Annotated in this window: 16 protein-coding genes and 1 pseudogene; 2 read left to right on the top strand and 15 right to left on the bottom strand. The window is 71.9% G+C overall.

What is annotated here, in order from left to right; all coding sequences use genetic code 11:
- Positions 1 to 56 precede the first annotated feature (56 nt).
- The gene (locus IFR11_RS07925; RefSeq protein WP_191915779.1) at positions 57 to 977 is read left to right on the top strand and encodes an alpha/beta fold hydrolase; all 921 of its coding nucleotides are present in this window, start codon (positions 57 to 59) and stop codon (positions 975 to 977) included.
- A gap of 36 nt (positions 978 to 1,013) precedes the next feature.
- Here the strand turns inward: IFR11_RS07925 and IFR11_RS07920 are convergent, their stop codons facing one another.
- From IFR11_RS07920 to coaA, 10 genes and pseudogenes are all read right to left on the bottom strand, one after another.
- The gene (locus IFR11_RS07920) at positions 1,014 to 1,934 is read right to left on the bottom strand and encodes a sensor histidine kinase (protein ID WP_342030266.1); all 921 of its coding nucleotides are present in this window, start codon (positions 1,932 to 1,934) and stop codon (positions 1,014 to 1,016) included.
- On the bottom strand, positions 1,931 to 2,650 hold the full coding sequence (locus IFR11_RS07915) for a response regulator transcription factor (RefSeq protein ID WP_055833950.1): 720 nt from the start codon (positions 2,648 to 2,650) through the stop codon (positions 1,931 to 1,933). The genes IFR11_RS07920 and IFR11_RS07915 overlap by 4 nt, the downstream gene beginning before the upstream one ends.
- Positions 2,647 to 2,925 carry a DUF4190 domain-containing protein gene (locus IFR11_RS07910; RefSeq protein WP_191915778.1) on the bottom strand — a complete coding sequence of 93 codons (279 nt, stop codon included), beginning with the start codon at positions 2,923 to 2,925 and terminating at the stop codon, positions 2,647 to 2,649. The genes IFR11_RS07915 and IFR11_RS07910 overlap by 4 nt, the downstream gene beginning before the upstream one ends.
- A complete protein-coding gene (locus IFR11_RS07905; RefSeq protein WP_191915777.1) occupies positions 2,922 to 3,443 on the bottom strand; it encodes a DUF3060 domain-containing protein in 522 nt (173 codons plus the stop codon). Before IFR11_RS07905 ends, IFR11_RS07910 begins: the two co-directional genes overlap by 4 nt.
- A gap of 2 nt (positions 3,444 to 3,445) precedes the next feature.
- Positions 3,446 to 3,784, bottom strand: a complete 339-nt coding sequence (locus IFR11_RS16325; RefSeq protein WP_342030272.1) for an OmpA family protein — start codon at positions 3,782 to 3,784, stop codon at positions 3,446 to 3,448.
- A gap of 944 nt (positions 3,785 to 4,728) precedes the next feature.
- Positions 4,729 to 5,232 (bottom strand): tRNA (adenosine(37)-N6)-threonylcarbamoyltransferase complex ATPase subunit type 1 TsaE, encoded by a 504-nt coding sequence (tsaE, locus tag IFR11_RS07895; protein ID WP_055833937.1) that lies wholly within the window; start codon positions 5,230 to 5,232, stop codon positions 4,729 to 4,731.
- The gene (gene alr / locus IFR11_RS07890; RefSeq protein ID WP_055833933.1) at positions 5,229 to 6,350 is read right to left on the bottom strand and encodes an alanine racemase; all 1,122 of its coding nucleotides are present in this window, start codon (positions 6,348 to 6,350) and stop codon (positions 5,229 to 5,231) included. Before alr ends, tsaE begins: the two co-directional genes overlap by 4 nt.
- Positions 6,351 to 6,478: 128 nt before the next feature.
- A pseudogene (locus tag IFR11_RS07885) lies at positions 6,479 to 6,826 on the bottom strand (holo-ACP synthase); the annotation flags it as partial.
- Positions 6,827 to 7,065: 239 nt separating this feature from the next.
- Positions 7,066 to 8,916, bottom strand: a complete 1,851-nt coding sequence (glmS, locus tag IFR11_RS07880) for a glutamine--fructose-6-phosphate transaminase (isomerizing) (protein ID WP_055833929.1) — start codon at positions 8,914 to 8,916, stop codon at positions 7,066 to 7,068.
- A 68-nt stretch (positions 8,917 to 8,984) separates the two neighbouring features.
- Positions 8,985 to 9,938, bottom strand: a complete 954-nt coding sequence (gene coaA / locus IFR11_RS07875) for a type I pantothenate kinase (RefSeq protein ID WP_055833914.1) — start codon at positions 9,936 to 9,938, stop codon at positions 8,985 to 8,987.
- Positions 9,939 to 10,012: 74 nt separating this feature from the next.
- On the opposite strand from coaA, the gene IFR11_RS07870 reads away from it, so the two are divergent.
- Entirely contained in the window at positions 10,013 to 10,942 is a 930-nt protein-coding gene (locus IFR11_RS07870; RefSeq protein WP_055833911.1) for a Ppx/GppA phosphatase family protein, read from the top strand.
- Between the two features lie 63 nt (positions 10,943 to 11,005).
- Here IFR11_RS07870 and glmM read toward each other — a convergent pair whose 3' ends face one another.
- The 5 genes from glmM to IFR11_RS07845 all read right to left on the bottom strand — a co-directional run bounded on the left by glmM (position 11,006) and on the right by IFR11_RS07845 (position 15,290).
- Positions 11,006 to 12,361 carry a phosphoglucosamine mutase gene (gene glmM, locus IFR11_RS07865; protein ID WP_191915774.1) on the bottom strand — a complete coding sequence of 452 codons (1,356 nt, stop codon included), beginning with the start codon at positions 12,359 to 12,361 and terminating at the stop codon, positions 11,006 to 11,008.
- A 14-nt stretch (positions 12,362 to 12,375) separates the two neighbouring features.
- Positions 12,376 to 12,846: a 30S ribosomal protein S9 gene (rpsI, locus tag IFR11_RS07860; protein ID WP_055833907.1), complete on the bottom strand. Its 471-nt coding sequence runs from the start codon at positions 12,844 to 12,846 to the stop codon at positions 12,376 to 12,378.
- Positions 12,847 to 12,870: 24 nt separating this feature from the next.
- A complete protein-coding gene (gene rplM / locus IFR11_RS07855; protein WP_055833904.1) occupies positions 12,871 to 13,317 on the bottom strand; it encodes a 50S ribosomal protein L13 in 447 nt (148 codons plus the stop codon).
- Positions 13,318 to 13,504: 187 nt separating this feature from the next.
- Positions 13,505 to 14,263 (bottom strand): CPBP family glutamic-type intramembrane protease, encoded by a 759-nt coding sequence (locus tag IFR11_RS07850; protein WP_191915773.1) that lies wholly within the window; start codon positions 14,261 to 14,263, stop codon positions 13,505 to 13,507.
- 190 nt (positions 14,264 to 14,453) lie between these two features.
- Positions 14,454 to 15,290: an alpha/beta fold hydrolase gene (locus tag IFR11_RS07845; protein WP_055835851.1), complete on the bottom strand. Its 837-nt coding sequence runs from the start codon at positions 15,288 to 15,290 to the stop codon at positions 14,454 to 14,456.
- Positions 15,291 to 15,382: the final 92 nt, after the last annotated feature.

Raw genomic sequence — 15,382 nt, 5'->3', positions numbered from 1 at the left:
GTATCCGGCACCTCCCCTGTGCCATCCGACTTCGTGGTCTGCTCCGAAGAGAGGGCATGGATGCCATCGGCCTCGGCCTGCGCCGCGTCGTCGTCCCCACGTCGGTGGGGCCGATCGTGGCGCACGCCGGGCGTGGTTCGGGCAGCCCGGTCGCGACCGTGCTGCTGCACGGTGCCGCCGGATCGTGGCGCACCTGGGAACCGATGGTCGCGGCATCCGACGCTCTCGGACTCCCGCTGTCGGACATCGTCGCGCTCGACCTGCCCGGCTGGGGCGAGTCACCGGGGCCCGTCCCCGACCCGGCCGAGTTGGCGGTCGCCATCGCGGCGGTGGCCCGCGCGCTGGGGTATCCCCGTTGGCGGGTGGTCGGGCACTCGCTCGGCGGGGTGATCGCCCTCGACATCGCCGCACGCTTCCCGCGCGAGACGGTGGCCGTCGGTGTCGTGTCGCCCAGCGGGGCGGGCGCACGCGCGGTGACGCGGCGCCCCGTCTCCGGCGCCGTCCGGCTCCCCTGGCTGGCCGGCATGGTGGTCGCGATGCGGGTGCTGCGAGGTCTCGGGCCGCTCGCTGGGCCCCTGCTGCGCCTGCTCCGCCGCACGGGGGCGCTGCGAACGCTGTCGCGGCCGCTGTTCCGGCATCCGGAGCACGTCGACCGCGAAGTCACCGATGCCCTGGCGACCGAGATCCGCCCCGCGGCCTTCCTCGCCGCCGCGCGCCTGTCGCGCACCCACGACGACGGGGTGTGGCGCCGCATCGCGTGCCCCGTGAGGTCGGTGCGCGGATCGCACGACGTCTTCGTCGCCGCGCGCGATGCGCGCACCTGGGGGCGACTGATGCGCGACTACGACGACCGTGTGCTCGACGACAGCGGGCACTTCGCCCACGTCGAGCAGCCTGTCCTCACCCTGCGCGCCCTGCGCGAGGTGTGGGCCGCCGACCGCGCTCCGGCGCGACGCCGCTCCGACGCGCGCGCCTGAGCCTGGTCGGCGGATGGGCGAGGGGTCGCACCGCCGCTATCGCGCGATCGGCAATCGCAGCGTGACGACGGTTCCGGCTCCCTCTCGCGAGCGCAGGTCGACATCGCCCCCGTGACGGCGCAGGATCGTGCGCACCAGCGACAGGCCGATCCCCGATCCGGCGACGTCGCGGGCGTTGGCCGCCCGGGCGAGGTCGTCGAAGACGTGCTCCTGCGCGTCGGCCGGGATTCCGCGACCCGTGTCGGCCACCTCGACCACCACCGCGCCGGCGTCTTCGCGCAGGCGGACCTCGATCGGTCCGTCGGTCGAGAACTTCACGGCATTGGCGAGCACGTTGTCGACCGCGAGGGCGAGAAGGTCGGGATCGGCCGGCAGGGGCGGCACGGCCCACGGCACCCGCTCGGCGACGATGCGGATGCGCCCCCGCGTCTCGGGACGCTGGTCGTGCACGGCGTCGACGGCATCGCGCACGAGCATCTCGAGGTCGACCGGCTCGGTCTCGAGCGGGCGGGTCTCGATCTCGGCCAGTTTGCGCAGATCGCCGACGAGGGCCGCGAGTCGCCGCGCCTGCCCGTCGATCACGGCCACGTGAGCGGGCGCGGTGGCGGGATCGACGCCGGCGAGGGTGGCGCGGATCGCCGTGATGGGGTTCTTCAGCTCGTGGTCGAGGCGGGCGAGGAACCGGCGGTGCTCCTCACGCTCGGTGGCCCGGCCCGCCGCCCACGCCTCGGCGCTCTGACGCGCGCGCGACGCGGCGACGCGCCGACGCCGAGCGCCGATCAGCAGCACGACACCGATCACGGCCGAGACCACGACACCGAGCAGCAGGACCACCGCCGGAAGGGCGGTCGCCACCGTCACGACCCGGCGCTCGCCCGCCCAGGCCATCACTCCCGCGGTGAGGGCAGCGAGGAGCACGGGGGCGCAGACGGCACCGATCCGCACCGCGCGCCTCACGGGGTCACCACCGCGTGCACGAAGCGGTACCCCGCGTTCTGCACCGTCTCGATGAAGCGCGGCGCGCCGGGGTCGTCGTCGAGCACGCGGCGCAGCTCGGCGACCCGGTGGTCGACGGCGCGCGTGCTCGTGGCGACCTCGAACCCCCACAACGCCGAGAGCAGCCGGTCGCGCGTGTGCACCTCGCCGGGATGGGTCATGAGATAGTCCAGCAGCATCACGGCCTTGGGGGTGAGGGAGAGCTCCGCCCCGCCCAACCACACCCGCCGAGCGGACCGGTCGAGTTCGAGCGCACCCGCGCGCACCCGCGACGACGCGCTCAGGGGACGCTCGCCGGGAACCGTGCGCCGCAGCACGGCGCGCACGCGCGAGAGCAGCTCCTGGGGATCGAAGGGCTTGTTGAGGTAGTCATCGGCCCCCTCGTCGAGGGCGGCGCTGCGCTCGTACGACTCCCCCACCTGCGTCAGCAGGATGATCGGCAGCCAGCGCCCCTCGGCACGAACGCGTCGCACGAACGCGCGTCCGTCGACCCGCGGCATGATGACATCGCACACCGCGAGCGAGACATCGGCATCCGCCAGCAGGTCCAGCGCCTCCTGCCCGTCGGCGGCAACGATCACCCGGTACCCGCTGCGTTCGAGGAACGCGCCCAGGCCCGCGCGGATGGTCTCGTCATCGTCGACGAGCAGGATGCCGGGACGCTCGTCGCCCGTCATGAGGTACGCGTCGCCAGCAGAGGGATGCCGACCGACACGGCGACGACGAGGACGACGCCGATCACCGCGGCGGCGATTACCAGGTACCCCAGCACGAGTCCCGCGATCGCGAGCGCACCGCCGCCGTCGCCGGTGCGGCGGATCTGCGACAGCGCGATGTGGCCGAAGATCACCGGCAGCAGACCGAAGCCGCAGAGGCCCAGCACGAGGGCGGCGATCGCCAGGCCGTTCGTGCGACGCGCGGGCGGCGCCCATGCGGCCTGCGGGGCGCTCATCGCTCGTCCCGCAGCACGGTCGTCGCGACGCCGGTGTCGTCGACCCGCGGCGCGCTGCCGCGCCAGACGACCGTGTTCACGTCTCCGCTGACGGAGAGGTCGGTCAGGGCCTTCGCGTACACGACCAACCCGTCACCCGTGACGGTGAGCGTCGACACGTCGTCGAGGATCACGACCGCCGCGAAGCCCGACACGGTGACGTCGTCGCAGGCCCCCTCGACCCGCACGACCCTGCCGTCGTCGGGGATGACGAGACCGGGAGTGCACGCGATGGTCGAGTCGGCCAGGGCGATCGCTTCGTCGCGGGTGCGCAGGTTCGAGGTGGTGTCGACGCCGGCGCTCGGGGCCGTCGACGTCGGGGCGACGGGCTGTGCCGTGGGCGCGGGCGCGGCGGTGGTCGCCGCCGGCACGGGCGTCGAGATCACGGCATCCTGGCCCTCGTCGACGCGGATAGAGCAGCCGGCGAGCATCCCGGCGACGAGCCCCGCGGCGAGCAGGGAGAGGGCGGTTCTGCGCATGTTCAGCCTCCGAATGAGGGGACGAGGATCTCGACCCGGCGATTGAGTTGCCGACCCGCGGGGTTGTCGACCCCGTCGAGCTCGTTGGCGGCGACCGGACGCGACTCACCGTAGCCCTCGGCCGTCCAGGCCACGGGCGTGGCGCGTTCGGTCAGAGCGGCGACGACGGCTCGCGCGCGCCGCTCCGACAGGTCCTGGTTCTCGGCGTCGGTGCCGATCGCATCCGTGTGCCCCGAGACGGTCGCCGCCGGCACCCGGCCGTCGATCAGCACGGCCGCGAGCGCGTCGAGCACGGCGGCGGCATCGGCGCGCAGCTCGGCCGAGTCGAAGTCGAACAGCACGGCGTCCGAGAGCGTCAGGGTCGTGCCGCAGCTCGCGACCGGGGCGAGGGCCGACAGAGGCGGGAACACACCCAACCGCGGCACCGGGGGCAGCGGGTCGACGGTCACGGGCTCGCCGTCGACGCGGCCGGTGCCGTCGCCGAAGTTCTGCACCGTGAGGGTGCCGTCGGTGTAGGTCCCCGACCCGTCGCCGAAGTTCTGGATCGCGACCTCGCCCGACCGGTACGTCCCCGACCCGTCGCCGAAGTTCTGGATGCTCTCGTCGCCGTGCGTGGACGTTCCCGACCCGTCGCCGAAGATCTGCACCTGGCGCGACGCGTCGACGTACGTGCCCGAACCGTCGCCGAAGTTCTGGATCGCGACCTCGCCCGACCGGTACGTCCCCGACCCGTCACCGAAGTTCTGGATCTCGACACCGTCGATCGTCGTGGTCCCCGAGCCGTCGCCGAAGTTCTGGACGGTTCCGTCGGCGCCGGTGTACGAGCCGGAACCGTCGCCGTAGAGCACGGCCGTGCCGGCCGACGTGGACACCTGGCCGGGGGTCCCGCACGCCGCGGAGGCCACCGTCACCCCCGGCGCACTCGACAGCGTCGACGCCGCCGAGATCGTGAACGCCGACGCCGAGCCGCTCAGCAGCGACAGGTCGGGCAGCACGAACAGGGGCACGGGCGGGATCTCGCCGACGTCGTAGCCGGGCACGCGAGCGGCTGAGGCCGCGGCCNCCGCCGACGACCTCGCGGTCGACGGCACCGGCTCCGAGACGCAGCCGGCCAGGCTCATCACGACGACGGAGGCCGAGACGGCCGCGGCCAGGCGAACCGCCGTGGGGCGGAGCGCGGCGGGGCGGCGAGGGGATCGACTCATGGCATCCACCGTATTGAAGCGCCGCGCCGCCGTGGTCGCGGGGGTGTCGCAACCGTGTCGCGATTCCGCGACACGTCCCGTCAGGGTCGGCGCGAGATGGTCACCGTGCGCGGGGCGTCGGCGTCGAGCTCGACGGTGTGCACCGCGATCTCCCCGCAGGCGTTGTCGACGCCGCGGCCGCCGGTCTGACGGTCGATCTCGATCTCCCACCACGTGTCGGCGAGGTACTCGGCCACCCCGCTCCCCCACTCGACGACGACGGCGGAACCCGCCACGTCGATGTCGAGGTCGTCGAGCTCGACCGCGGCTCCCAAGCGATAGGCGTCCACGTGCACGAGCGGCGTGCCGCCCCCGAGCGAGGGATGCGTGCGCGCGATCACGAACGTCGGGCTCTGCACCGGACCCCGGATGCCGAGTCCCTCACCGATCCCGCGGGTGAGGGTCGTCTTGCCGGCGCCGAGCGGGCCGGTCAGCACCACGACGTCGCCGGGAGCGAGCGCGCGCCCGACGGCGCGGCCCAGGTCCTCCATGTCGGCCGGCCCCGCGACCTCGCGCACGCCCAGCAGCTCGTGGGGAACGCTCACGCGCCCACCTCCCGCCGGGGGACCCGGACCCCCACGCGCGTGACGATCTCGTAGTCGATGGTGTCGGCGGCATCCGCCCAGTCCCGCGCCGACGGCACGCCCAGCGTCGGGTCGCCGAACAGCACGACCTCGTCGCCCACCGTGACCGGGTGATCGCCGACGTCGACGACGAACTGGTCCATCGCGATGCGGCCGGCCACCGTGAAGCGGCGCCCGTTGATCGACACCGATCCCCGACCCGACGCCTGGCGGGGCACGCCGTCGGCGTAGCCGAGCGGAACGAGCGCCAGCGTCGTGTCGCTCTCGGTGCGGTAGTCATAGCCGTACGACACCCCGGTGCCCGCGGGCACGCGCCGCACCGCCGCGACGGCGCCGCGCAGTGTCATCGCCGGGCGCAGCCCCAGGTCGGCGGGCGTCCGGTCGTCGAACGGCGAGACCCCGTAGAGACCGATGCCGATGCGCACGCATCCGAGTCGCGCCTCGGGCAGGGCGATGGCGGCATTCGTCGCCGCGATGTGGCGAAGCGGAGGGTGAAGACCGGCGGATGCCGCCAGGATGACGCCCTCCTCGAACCGGGCGAGCGCGGCACGGTCGTCGGCCTCGCTCGTGTTGGACAGGTGCGAGAACAACCCCACGACGCGCAGCCGCCCGATGCGCTCCAGACGGGCGGCCTCGGAGAACACCACGCGCCAGTCGGCCGGCGCGATGCCGTTGCGCGACAGGCCCGTCTCGATCTTGAGGTGCACCGCCGCCGGGCGATCGCCCTGCGCCGCCTCGCCCGCGCGCAGAAGCTGATCGATGTCGGAGATGCCGAGCTCGATGTCGTTTCGCACGGCCTCGCCGAACGCCGCGCCGGGCGCGTGGAGCCACGCGAACAGCGGAGCGCGGATGCCCGCTCGCCGCAGCGCCAGCGCCTCGTCGATGTCGGAGACGCCGATGCGGGCCGCTCCCCCGCGGAGCGCCGCGACCGCGGCACGGTAGGCGCCGTGGCCGTACCCCTCGGCCTTGACGACCGCGATGATCTCGGAGTCGGTGAGCTTTCGCAGGTGACGCACGTTCTCGGTGATCGCGTCGACATCGATGAGCGCTTCGCGCAGCACGCCGGGTGCCATTCTCATGCGGTGTCCTCTCGGGTGGTCTCGGGGGCGGATGCCGGGGGCCCGTAGATCGCGACAGGCTCGACGCCCGCGCTCGTCGGCGCGGGCTGCCGGGCCGCGATCGCACCGGGCGCCGGAGCGACCTCGCTCGCTTCGGCGATGACGTACGCCGTCGCGAGGCCCGCATCGTGCGACATCGACAGGTGCAGCGCGGTGATCCCCCGCTCGGCAACGGTCGCGGCGGTCTCACCGCGGAGCGCGAACACGGGCCGGCCCGAGGGCTCGGACGCCACCTCGATGTCGGTCCAGTGCACACCGTCCGACCCGCCGAGCGCCTTGATCAGGGCCTCCTTCGCGGCGTACCGGGCGGCGAGCGAGCGCGGCTTCAGCACGCGCTCGGCCGGGGCGAACAGGCGGGGAAGAAGGCGCGGGGTGCGCGCGAGCGTTGCGGCGAACCGCGGAACGTCGACCACGTCGACGCCGATTCCGACGATCATGCGCCCTCCCCTCGTGGCATCCTCTCCATTCTGCCGGTGCCGGCCGACATCGGCCGCGGCGGGCCGATCCGACGCGGGCCGAACTCCGGAGAAAAGGCATCCAGGGCCGCTCCCGAGGTCGCTTCACCCTCAATCGAGCGAGAACCCAGGAGTTCGGCCCGGCTCGATCGGCGCTCCGCGATGCGAGGAACGACGAAGGGGCCGGATGCCACGGCATCCGGCCCCTTCGCACGAGACGACTACTCGACCGTCACCGACTTCGCCAGGTTGCGCGGCTGGTCGACGTCGAGACCCTTGGCCTCGGCCAGGCTCATCGCGAAGATGTGCAGCGGCACGACCGCCAGCAGCGGCTCGAAGAGCGGGGCCGCCAGCGGAATGCGCAGCACCTCGTCGGCCGCGGGCAGCACGGCGACGTCGCCCTCTTCGGCGATCGCGATGACGCGGGCGCCGCGGGCGCGGATCTCCTGGATGTTCGAGACGACCTTCTTGTGCATCTCGCCCGAGCCGCGCGGCGAGGGCACGACGACGAAGACGGGCTGGCCGGGCTCGATCAGCGCGATGGGGCCGTGCTTGAGCTCACCGGCAGCGAAGCCCTCGGCGTGGATGTACGCCAGCTCTTTGAGCTTGAGAGCACCCTCGAGCGCGATGGGGTACCCCACATTGCGACCGAGGAACAGCACCGAGCGGGTGTCGGCCATCCAGTGCGCCAGCTGCTCGATGCGCGCCTGCTCGGTCTCGAGCACGCGGGCGATCTTGCCCGGAACGGCCTCGAGCTCGGTGACGGCCTCGACGGCGACGACCGGGTCGATGGCTCCGCGGACACGACCGACGTGCAGGGCGAGAAGATACAGCGCGGTGATCTGTGCGACGAAGGCCTTCGTCGAGGCCACGGCCACCTCGGGTCCCGCGTGCGTGTAGACGATGGCATCCGATTCGCGCGGGATGGTGGCGCCCTGCGTGTTGCAGATCGACAGCGTCTTGGCCCCGCGCGAGCGGGCGTACTTCACGGCCATGAGCGTGTCCATCGTCTCGCCCGACTGGCTGATCGAGACGACCAGCGTGCGCGCGGACAGCACCGGGTCGCGGTAGCGGAACTCGTGGGCGAGCTCGACGTCGACGGGAACGCGGGTCCACGTCTCGAGCGCGTACTTGCCGACCATGCCGGCGTAGGCGGCCGTTCCGCACGCGATCACGAGGATGCGGTCGATGTCGGCGAGGAAGTCGTCGAGCCCCTCGAGCTCGGGGATCTCGACGCGGCCCTCGTGGATGCGACCGCGGATGGTGTTCGCGACGGCCTCGGGCTCCTCCGAGACCTCCTTGGCCATGAACGACGACCAGCCGCCCTTCTCGGCGGCCGACGCGTCCCACGTGACCTCGAAGGCCTCGACCTCGACGGGCGCGCCCGAGAAGTCGGTGACCTCGACGCCGTCGGGCGTGATCGCGACGATCTCGTCCTGACCGATGGCGAGCGCGTTGCGGGTGTGCTCGACGAAGGCGGCGACGTCGGAGCCGAGGAAGTTCTCTCCCTCACCGAGCCCGATGACCAGGGGCGAGTTGCGGCGCGCGCCGACGACCAGGCCCGGGTGATCCTCGTGCATGGCGAGCAGCGTGTACGCGCCCTCGAGACGCGAGACGACGGCGCGGAACGCCTGCACCAGGTCTTTGGTACGGGCGTACTCGCGGCCGATCATGACCGCGGCGACCTCGGTGTCGGTCTCGCTGCGGAAGGCGAAGCCCTCGCCGACGAGCTCGCTCTTCAGCTCGGCGAAGTTCTCGATGATGCCGTTGTGGATGACGGCGAGCTTGTCGTCGTCGGCCAGATGGGGGTGGGCGTTGGCGTCGGTCGGACCGCCGTGCGTCGCCCATCGCGTGTGGCCGATCCCGGTGGTGCCGTTGGGCATGGGCGAGGACTCGAGGTCGTCGCGCAGCACCGCGAGCTTGCCCGCTCGCTTGCGCATGCCGAGCCCGCCCTCACCGTCGATGACGGCGATTCCAGCGGAGTCGTAACCCCGGTATTCCAGCCGCGACAGACCCGCCAGAAGAATGTCCTGGCTCTGCCGGGGACCCACGTAACCGATGATTCCGCACATGGGTCCGAGTCTACGTGGCGGGACTGAGCGAACCCCGTCGAAGCCCTCGCGCGCGCGCGGCGAGCCGCTCAGAGCTTGCGCAGCAGCACCGACTCGACGGTGTGGTCGGCGCCCTTCTGCAGCACGAGCTTCGCGCGGTGGCGCGTGGGGAGCACGTTCTCTTCGAGGTTCGGCAGGTTGATCTCGCGCCAGTACCCCAGGGCCCGCTCGACGGCCTCGTCGTCGCTGATGTCGGCGAAGACCCGGAAGAACGACGTGGGGTTGGTGAACGCGTTGTCGCGCAACGCCAGAAAGCGGTCGACGTACCAGCGCTCGATGTGTGCCGCGTCGGCATCCACGTAGATCGAGAAGTCGAACAGGTCGCTGACGGCGACCTCGTTGGGCGACGGCGGCGGTTGCAGGACGTTGAGCCCCTCGACGATGACGACGTCGGGGCGGTGCACGCTCACGTGGGCGTCGGGCATGATGTCGTACCGCACGTGCGAGTAGAACGGTGCCCGGGCCTCGCCGGCGCCCGACTTCACCTCGCTGAGGAACTCCACCAGCGCCCGCCGGTCGTACGACTCGGGAAAGCCCTTGCGGTCCATCAACCCGCGTCGCTCGAGCTCGGCGTTGGGATAGAGGAAGCCGTCGGTCGTCACGAGCTCCACGCGGGGAGTGTCGGGCCAGCGGCTCATGAGTTCGCGCAGCAGGCGCGCGATGGTCGATTTGCCCACCGCCACCGACCCCGCCACACCGATGACGAAGGGGGTCGTGGCATCGGGCTCGCCCAGGAACTCGCTCGTGTCGGCGCCGAGTCGGCGGGTCGCCCGCGCGTACAGGCTCAGCAGACGACTGAGCGGCAGGTACACCTCGGCCACCTCGCGCGGATCGAGGCGGTCGCCGATGCCCCGCAGCTGCACGATCTCGTTGTCGGTGAGCGGCTGCGCGATCCCCCCGGCCATGCGGGCCCAGTCGTCGCGGTCGATCTGGCGGTAGGGGCTCAGCGACGGCGCGGGAGCGGCGGTCTCGGCGGCGGACACCCGCCCATGCTACCGGCGTCGTCGTCCCTCCCCCGCGGATCACCCCGTCACCGCGTGCCCACTACGCTCGGACCGTGCGCCTGGGAGTCCTCGACATCGGTTCGAACACCGTCCATCTGCTCGTCGCGAACGCCCGGGCCGGAGGTCGTCCCACCGCGACGACCTCGCACCGCTCGGTCCTGCGCCTCATGCGGTATCTGCAGCCCGACGGGTCCATCTCGCCCGAGGGCGTGAAGGGCCTCGTGGATGCCGTGACCGCGGCCTGCGCGACGGCCAAGGCCGAGGGCGTCGACGAGTTGCTCGCGACCGCGACGTCGGCCGTGCGCGACGCGACCAACGGCGAGGCCGTCATCGCGCTGATCGAGGAGGCCCTGGGCCAGCCCCTGCAGGTGCTCGGGGGCGAGACCGAGGCGCGCTTCACCTACCTCGCGGTGCGGCGGTGGTTCGGCTGGTCGGCCGGGCAGATCCTGTTGTTCGACATCGGCGGCGGGTCGCTCGAGATCGCCGGCGGTGCCGACGAGCTGCCCGATCTCGCCGAGTCGGTGCCCCTGGGCGCGGGCCGTTCGACCGTGCAGTTCCTCCCGCACGATCCGCCGAGCGCCGACGAGATCGACGCGCTGCGCCAGCACGCCATGACGGTGCTCGCGCCGGTGGCCGAGCGCTTCGCCGCGCTCCCCCGTCCCGACCACGTCGTGGGCTCGTCGAAGGCGATCCGCTCGCTCGCGAAGCTCGCGGGCTACCCGGTGCCGGGGTGGTCGGGCATCGATCGCATGGTCCTGCCCCGCCGGGAGCTGAAGGACTGGATCCCGCGCCTCGCGCGCATCCCCGCCGACGCCCGCGAGGCCCTTCCCGGCATCACCGCCGATCGCACGTTCCAGATCGTCGCCGCCGCGATCGTGGTGGAGCGGGCGATGAAGGCCCTCGACGTCGAGGAGCTCGAGGTCTCCCCCTGGGCACTCCGCGAGGGCGTCCTGCTGCGCTACATCGAGTCGCTCGAGTACTGACGCCGCGGCGTCGGCGTGCTCCGCCCCTCGTGTGAAGGAGCGTGAGCCCGCCGACGGGCCGGATTACAGCGCCAAGCGCTCCTGCACGACCTCGGCGAGACGGTCCGCGTGCGCGCGGGCGTCTTCTTCGGACGCGGCTTCGACCATGACGCGCACGAGCTGCTCGGTGCCCGAGGCGCGCAGCAGCACGCGGCCCGAGTCGCCCAGTTCGGCGGTCGCCGCGGCGACGGCCTCCTGCACCGCGTGGTCGTGCACGCCGTCGCGGTCGACGCCGCGCACGTTCACGAGCACCTGCGGGTACACCGTCATGATCGAGGCGAGCTCACCGAGCGTCTTGCCCTGTCGCGCCATCTCGGCGACGAGGTGCAGCCCGGTGAGCAGGCCATCACCCGTCGTCGCGAAGCGGCTCATGATGACGTGGCCCGACTGCTCGCCACCGAGGGAGTAGCCGCCCTCGTTCATGGCCTCGAGCACGTAACGGTCGCCGACGCCGGTCTGCAGGACCCGGATGCCATGGGCCTCCATCGCGCGGTGCAGGCCGAGGTTGCTCATGACCGTCGCAACGAGCGTGTCGTCGACGAGCGCACCACGCTGCTTCATCGCCACCGCGAGGATGGCCATGATCTGGTCACCGTCGACGATGTTGCCCTGCGCGTCGACGGCCAGGCAGCGGTCCGCGTCGCCGTCGTGGGCGATGCCGACGTCGGCGCCGAGGCGCACGACGGCTTCAGCGAGCACGTCGAGGTGCGTCGAGCCCACGCCGTCGTTGATGTTCAGACCATCGGGTTCGGCGCCGATGACGGTGACCGTCGCGCCGGCGTCCTTGAACGTCTCGGGCGACACGCCGGCCGCGGCGCCGTGAGCGCAGTCGAGCACGACGTGGATGCCGTCGAGGCGGTGCGGCAGCGAGCCCAGCAGGTGCAGGACGTAGCGGTCCTCCGCGTCGGCGAACCGACGGATGCGACCGACGCCGGCCCCGGTGGGCTGCAGTCGTTCGCCCTCGAGCGCCTGCTCGATGCGCTGCTCGACCTCGTCGGGGAGCTTGGTGCCCCCGCGGGCGAAGATCTTGATCCCGTTGTCGGGAGCGGGGTTGTGCGACGCCGAGACCATCACACCGAAGTCGGCGTCATGGTCGGCGATGAGGAACGCGGTGGCGGGGGTGGGGATGACCCCGGCGTCGAGCACGTCGACGCCCGACGAGGCGAGCCCCGCAGCGACCGCGGCCGCGAGGAACTCCCCCGAGACGCGCGGGTCGCGCGCGACGACGGCGGTGAGGCGGCGGCCTTCGGCCTTCCGCGCCTCCGCCGAACGGCCCTGGCCCAGGACGACAGCAGTCGCCTGGGCCAGGTGCAGCGCGAGTTCGGCGGTGAGGAGGCCGTTGGCCAGCCCCCGCACCCCGTCCGTGCCGAAAAGAGGCATCCGGAGTTTCGAACTCAGCGCTTGGAGTACTGAGGCGCCTTGCGGGCCTTCTTGAGTCCGGCCTTCTTGCGCTCCTTGACGCGAGCGTCGCGCGAGAGGAAGCCGGCCTTCTTCAGGGTGGGGCGGTTGTTCTCTTCGTCGATGCCGTTCAGCGAACGGGCGATGCCGAGACGCAGCGCGCCGGCCTGACCCGAGGGGCCGCCACCGGAGATGCGCGCGATCACGTCGTACGAGCCCGCGAGCTCGAGCACCGTGAACGGGTCGTTGATCAGCTGCTGGTGCAGCTTGTTCGGGAAGTAGTCCTCGATCGTGCGGCCGTTGACCGTGATCGTGCCCGAGCCGGGAACCAGACGCACGCGGGCGATGGCCTGCTTGCGACGGCCGACGGCTGCGCCGGGAACCGAGAGAACGGGGCGCTCGGCCGCGACGACGGACTGCTCGGCCGGCGTCTCGGTGCTGTAGTTGCTGGGGTCGATGTTCGACACTGTTTCGTCCTTATCCGGCGGCGCTTACTGGGCGACCTGGTCGAAGGTGTAGGCCGTGGGCAGCTGAGCACCGTGGGGGTGCTCAGCGCCGCGGTACACCTTGAGCTTCTTGAGCTGCGCCGCGCCGAGGCTGTTCTTGGGCAGCATGCCGCGGATGGCCTTCTCGACCGCGCGGACGGGGTTCTTGTCGAGGAGTTCCTCGTACGTGACCGACTTGAGGCCGCCCGGGTAGCCCGAGTGGCGGTAGGCCTTCTTCTTCTGGAGCTTCTGACCCGTGAGCGCCACCTTTTCGGCGTTGATCACGATGACGAAGTCGCCCGAGTCGATGTGGTTGGCGAAGGTGGCCTTGTGCTTGCCGCGGAGGAGGACCGCCGCGTGCGAGGCCAGACGGCCGAGGACGACGTCGGTGGCGTCGATAACGACCCACTCGCGCGTGACCTCAGCGGCCTTGGGGGTGAAAGTGCGCGTCACAGTAGTGCTGCTTTCTTGTTCGAACGGAGGAGTTCGTGAATCCCGCTCCGGTGGTCCGTTCCCCGCCGATGACGGGGGAACAGGGCCGGTGGAGGGCTCACGTTCGGGCAACCCGCTCGCAGAGAGGCGGGCACCAAAGAGCAAGACTACGGCATCCGGATGCCAGCACCAAACGTCGCCGGCCCGCTCAGGCCGACAGGGTCCCCACCGCGATCAGGGCGTACCCCGTCGCGTTGAAGACGATATGCGTGAAAAGCGCGCCGCCCAGACGTCCCGAGCCGAGGACGAGGGCGCTGGCGACCAGTCCCAGGATGCCGAGGGTCGGCGCATCCACCGAGCCGGGCGCCGCGACCAGCAGGTGCGCGCCGACGAACGAGCCGGTCGACAGGGCCGCCGCGGCCACGCCGGCCGCAACCGGGCCGCTGAATCGTCGCAGCACCGTATAGACGCACACGAGCACGACGCCGCGGAAGAAGAACTCCTCCGCCGCGGACGACACGATCGTGCCGGCGACGGCGTCGAAGACGAAAGACGTGGGCAGCGCGCCGTCGGCCGAGAACGTCGTCGGCCAGGGGGCCGGCTCTCCCCCGGCTCCGGCGATCGCCCCCTGGGCCAGGCGCACGAGGACGCCGAACACGACCCCGTAGAGCAGGTCCACCGTTCGGAACACGAGCAGACCGCGAGGACGGGAACGACCGAGAGCGAACACGACGGGCACCGCGAAGGCGAGCCAGATCACCGCCTGCGCCGACGCCGCGCGGGTCTCGACGGGCAGCATCTCCGACGCGGCGCGCGACGCGAGCGCCCCCGCGCCTAGCGCGAGCACGGCCCAGCCGAGCATCTCGACGCCCCAGCGCGCGGTCGTGGAGCCGCCCTCGCGCCACCGGCGTGGCCGACGACGCCGGGCACGCCGGGCGGGGCTCGGGACGGCGGATTCGTCGCTCATGCGCGTCAGGCTAGGGCTGCAGGTCGCCGTCGACCCGGTCACCCCGCGCCTCCCCCGCGTCGACTCACCCGTTGGATTGCGCGTTCTCACCCGCACGCACGAACGCCCCGCCACCGGTGAGGTGACGGGGCGTCCGTGATGTCGTGTGCGCGTCCTCCGCGGATGCGGGCGAGAGAGGGACGCGGACCGATCAGCGCTGCAGGAAGTCGATCAGCACGCGGTTGAACTCGTCGGCGTGGCTGACGTTCACACCGTGCGGAGCCCCCGCGACCACGTGCAGCTCGCTGCCCGCGATGGCCTCGTGCGTGCGCTTGCCCGATCCCTCGAAAGGCACCGTGGCGTCGCTGTCCCCGTGAATGACGAGGGTCGGAACGGTCACGTTCGGCAGATCCTCGCGGAAGTCGGTCGTGGCGAACGCCTCCATCGACTTCAGTGCCGCGTGGTGGTCGGCCTGGTTCGCGAGGCGTTCGGCTTCGACCTGCTCGGCTGCGGGCACGGCGAGCGCGCCGTCGACCGAGAAGAAGTCCGTCGTGAACTGGTGGTAGAACGCCTTCTCGTCGCCCTTCAGGCCCTGCTTCATGCCGTCGGCGGTCTCGTCGTCGAGGGGGCCCTCGGGGTTGTCCTCGGTCTTCGCCAGGTACGGGGGCACGGCTGCCGCGAAGACGACGCTGTGCACACGACCCGATCCGTGACGCGTCAGGTAGCGGGCGACCTCGCCGCCGCCCATCGAGAAGCCGACGAGCGTGACGTCGCGCAGGTCGAGGGCGGTGAGGACGGCCTCGAGGTCGTCGGCGAACGTGTCGTAGTCGTACCCGGTACGGGGCTTGTCGCTCCGGCCGAAGCCGCGACGGTCGTACGTCACCACGCGGTGGCCGGCCGCCTCGAGGGCGGGCACCTGATGGGCCCAGGATTCGCCCGAGAGGGGCCATCCGTGGATCAGCACGACGGGGCGACCCGTGCCGCCCGTGTCGTCGACGTGCAGGTCGATGTCGGTCAGAAGTCCATGGTGTGCGGTGATCTCGCTCATGACCGCCATGGTTCGACTCCCACCTGTACGCGGGCCTGCCGTTGACGTTCCATCCGCGGCTTGCTAGGGCGCCACTCGCACAGCGGTCGCCC

The organism is Microbacterium sp. CFBP 8801, assembly GCF_014839455.1.
GTDB lineage: Bacteria > Actinomycetota > Actinomycetes > Actinomycetales > Microbacteriaceae > Microbacterium.
Note: the sequence above shows the minus strand (reverse complement) of the source record. Positions and strands in the feature narration are given on the sequence as shown.

Bases quoted from the DNA above. Each gene is read 5' to 3' on its own strand.
- IFR11_RS07925 (WP_191915779.1), top strand. From the start codon at position 57: ATGGATGCCATCGGCCTCGGCCTGCGCCGCGTCGTCGTCCCCACGTCG.
- IFR11_RS07915 (WP_055833950.1), bottom strand. From the start codon at position 2,650: ATGACGGGCGACGAGCGTCCCGGCATCCTGCTCGTCGACGATGACGAG.
- IFR11_RS07910 (WP_191915778.1), bottom strand. From the start codon at position 2,925: ATGAGCGCCCCGCAGGCCGCATGGGCGCCGCCCGCGCGTCGCACGAAC.
- IFR11_RS07905 (WP_191915777.1), bottom strand. From the start codon at position 3,443: ATGCGCAGAACCGCCCTCTCCCTGCTCGCCGCGGGGCTCGTCGCCGGG.
- alr (WP_055833933.1), bottom strand. From the start codon at position 6,350: ATGAGAATGGCACCCGGCGTGCTGCGCGAAGCGCTCATCGATGTCGAC.
- glmS (WP_055833929.1), bottom strand. From the start codon at position 8,916: ATGTGCGGAATCATCGGTTACGTGGGTCCCCGGCAGAGCCAGGACATT.
- glmM (WP_191915774.1), bottom strand. From the start codon at position 12,361: ATGCCTCTTTTCGGCACGGACGGGGTGCGGGGGCTGGCCAACGGCCTC.
- IFR11_RS07850 (WP_191915773.1), bottom strand. From the start codon at position 14,263: ATGAGCGACGAATCCGCCGTCCCGAGCCCCGCCCGGCGTGCCCGGCGT.
- IFR11_RS07845 (WP_055835851.1), bottom strand. From the start codon at position 15,290: ATGAGCGAGATCACCGCACACCATGGACTTCTGACCGACATCGACCTG.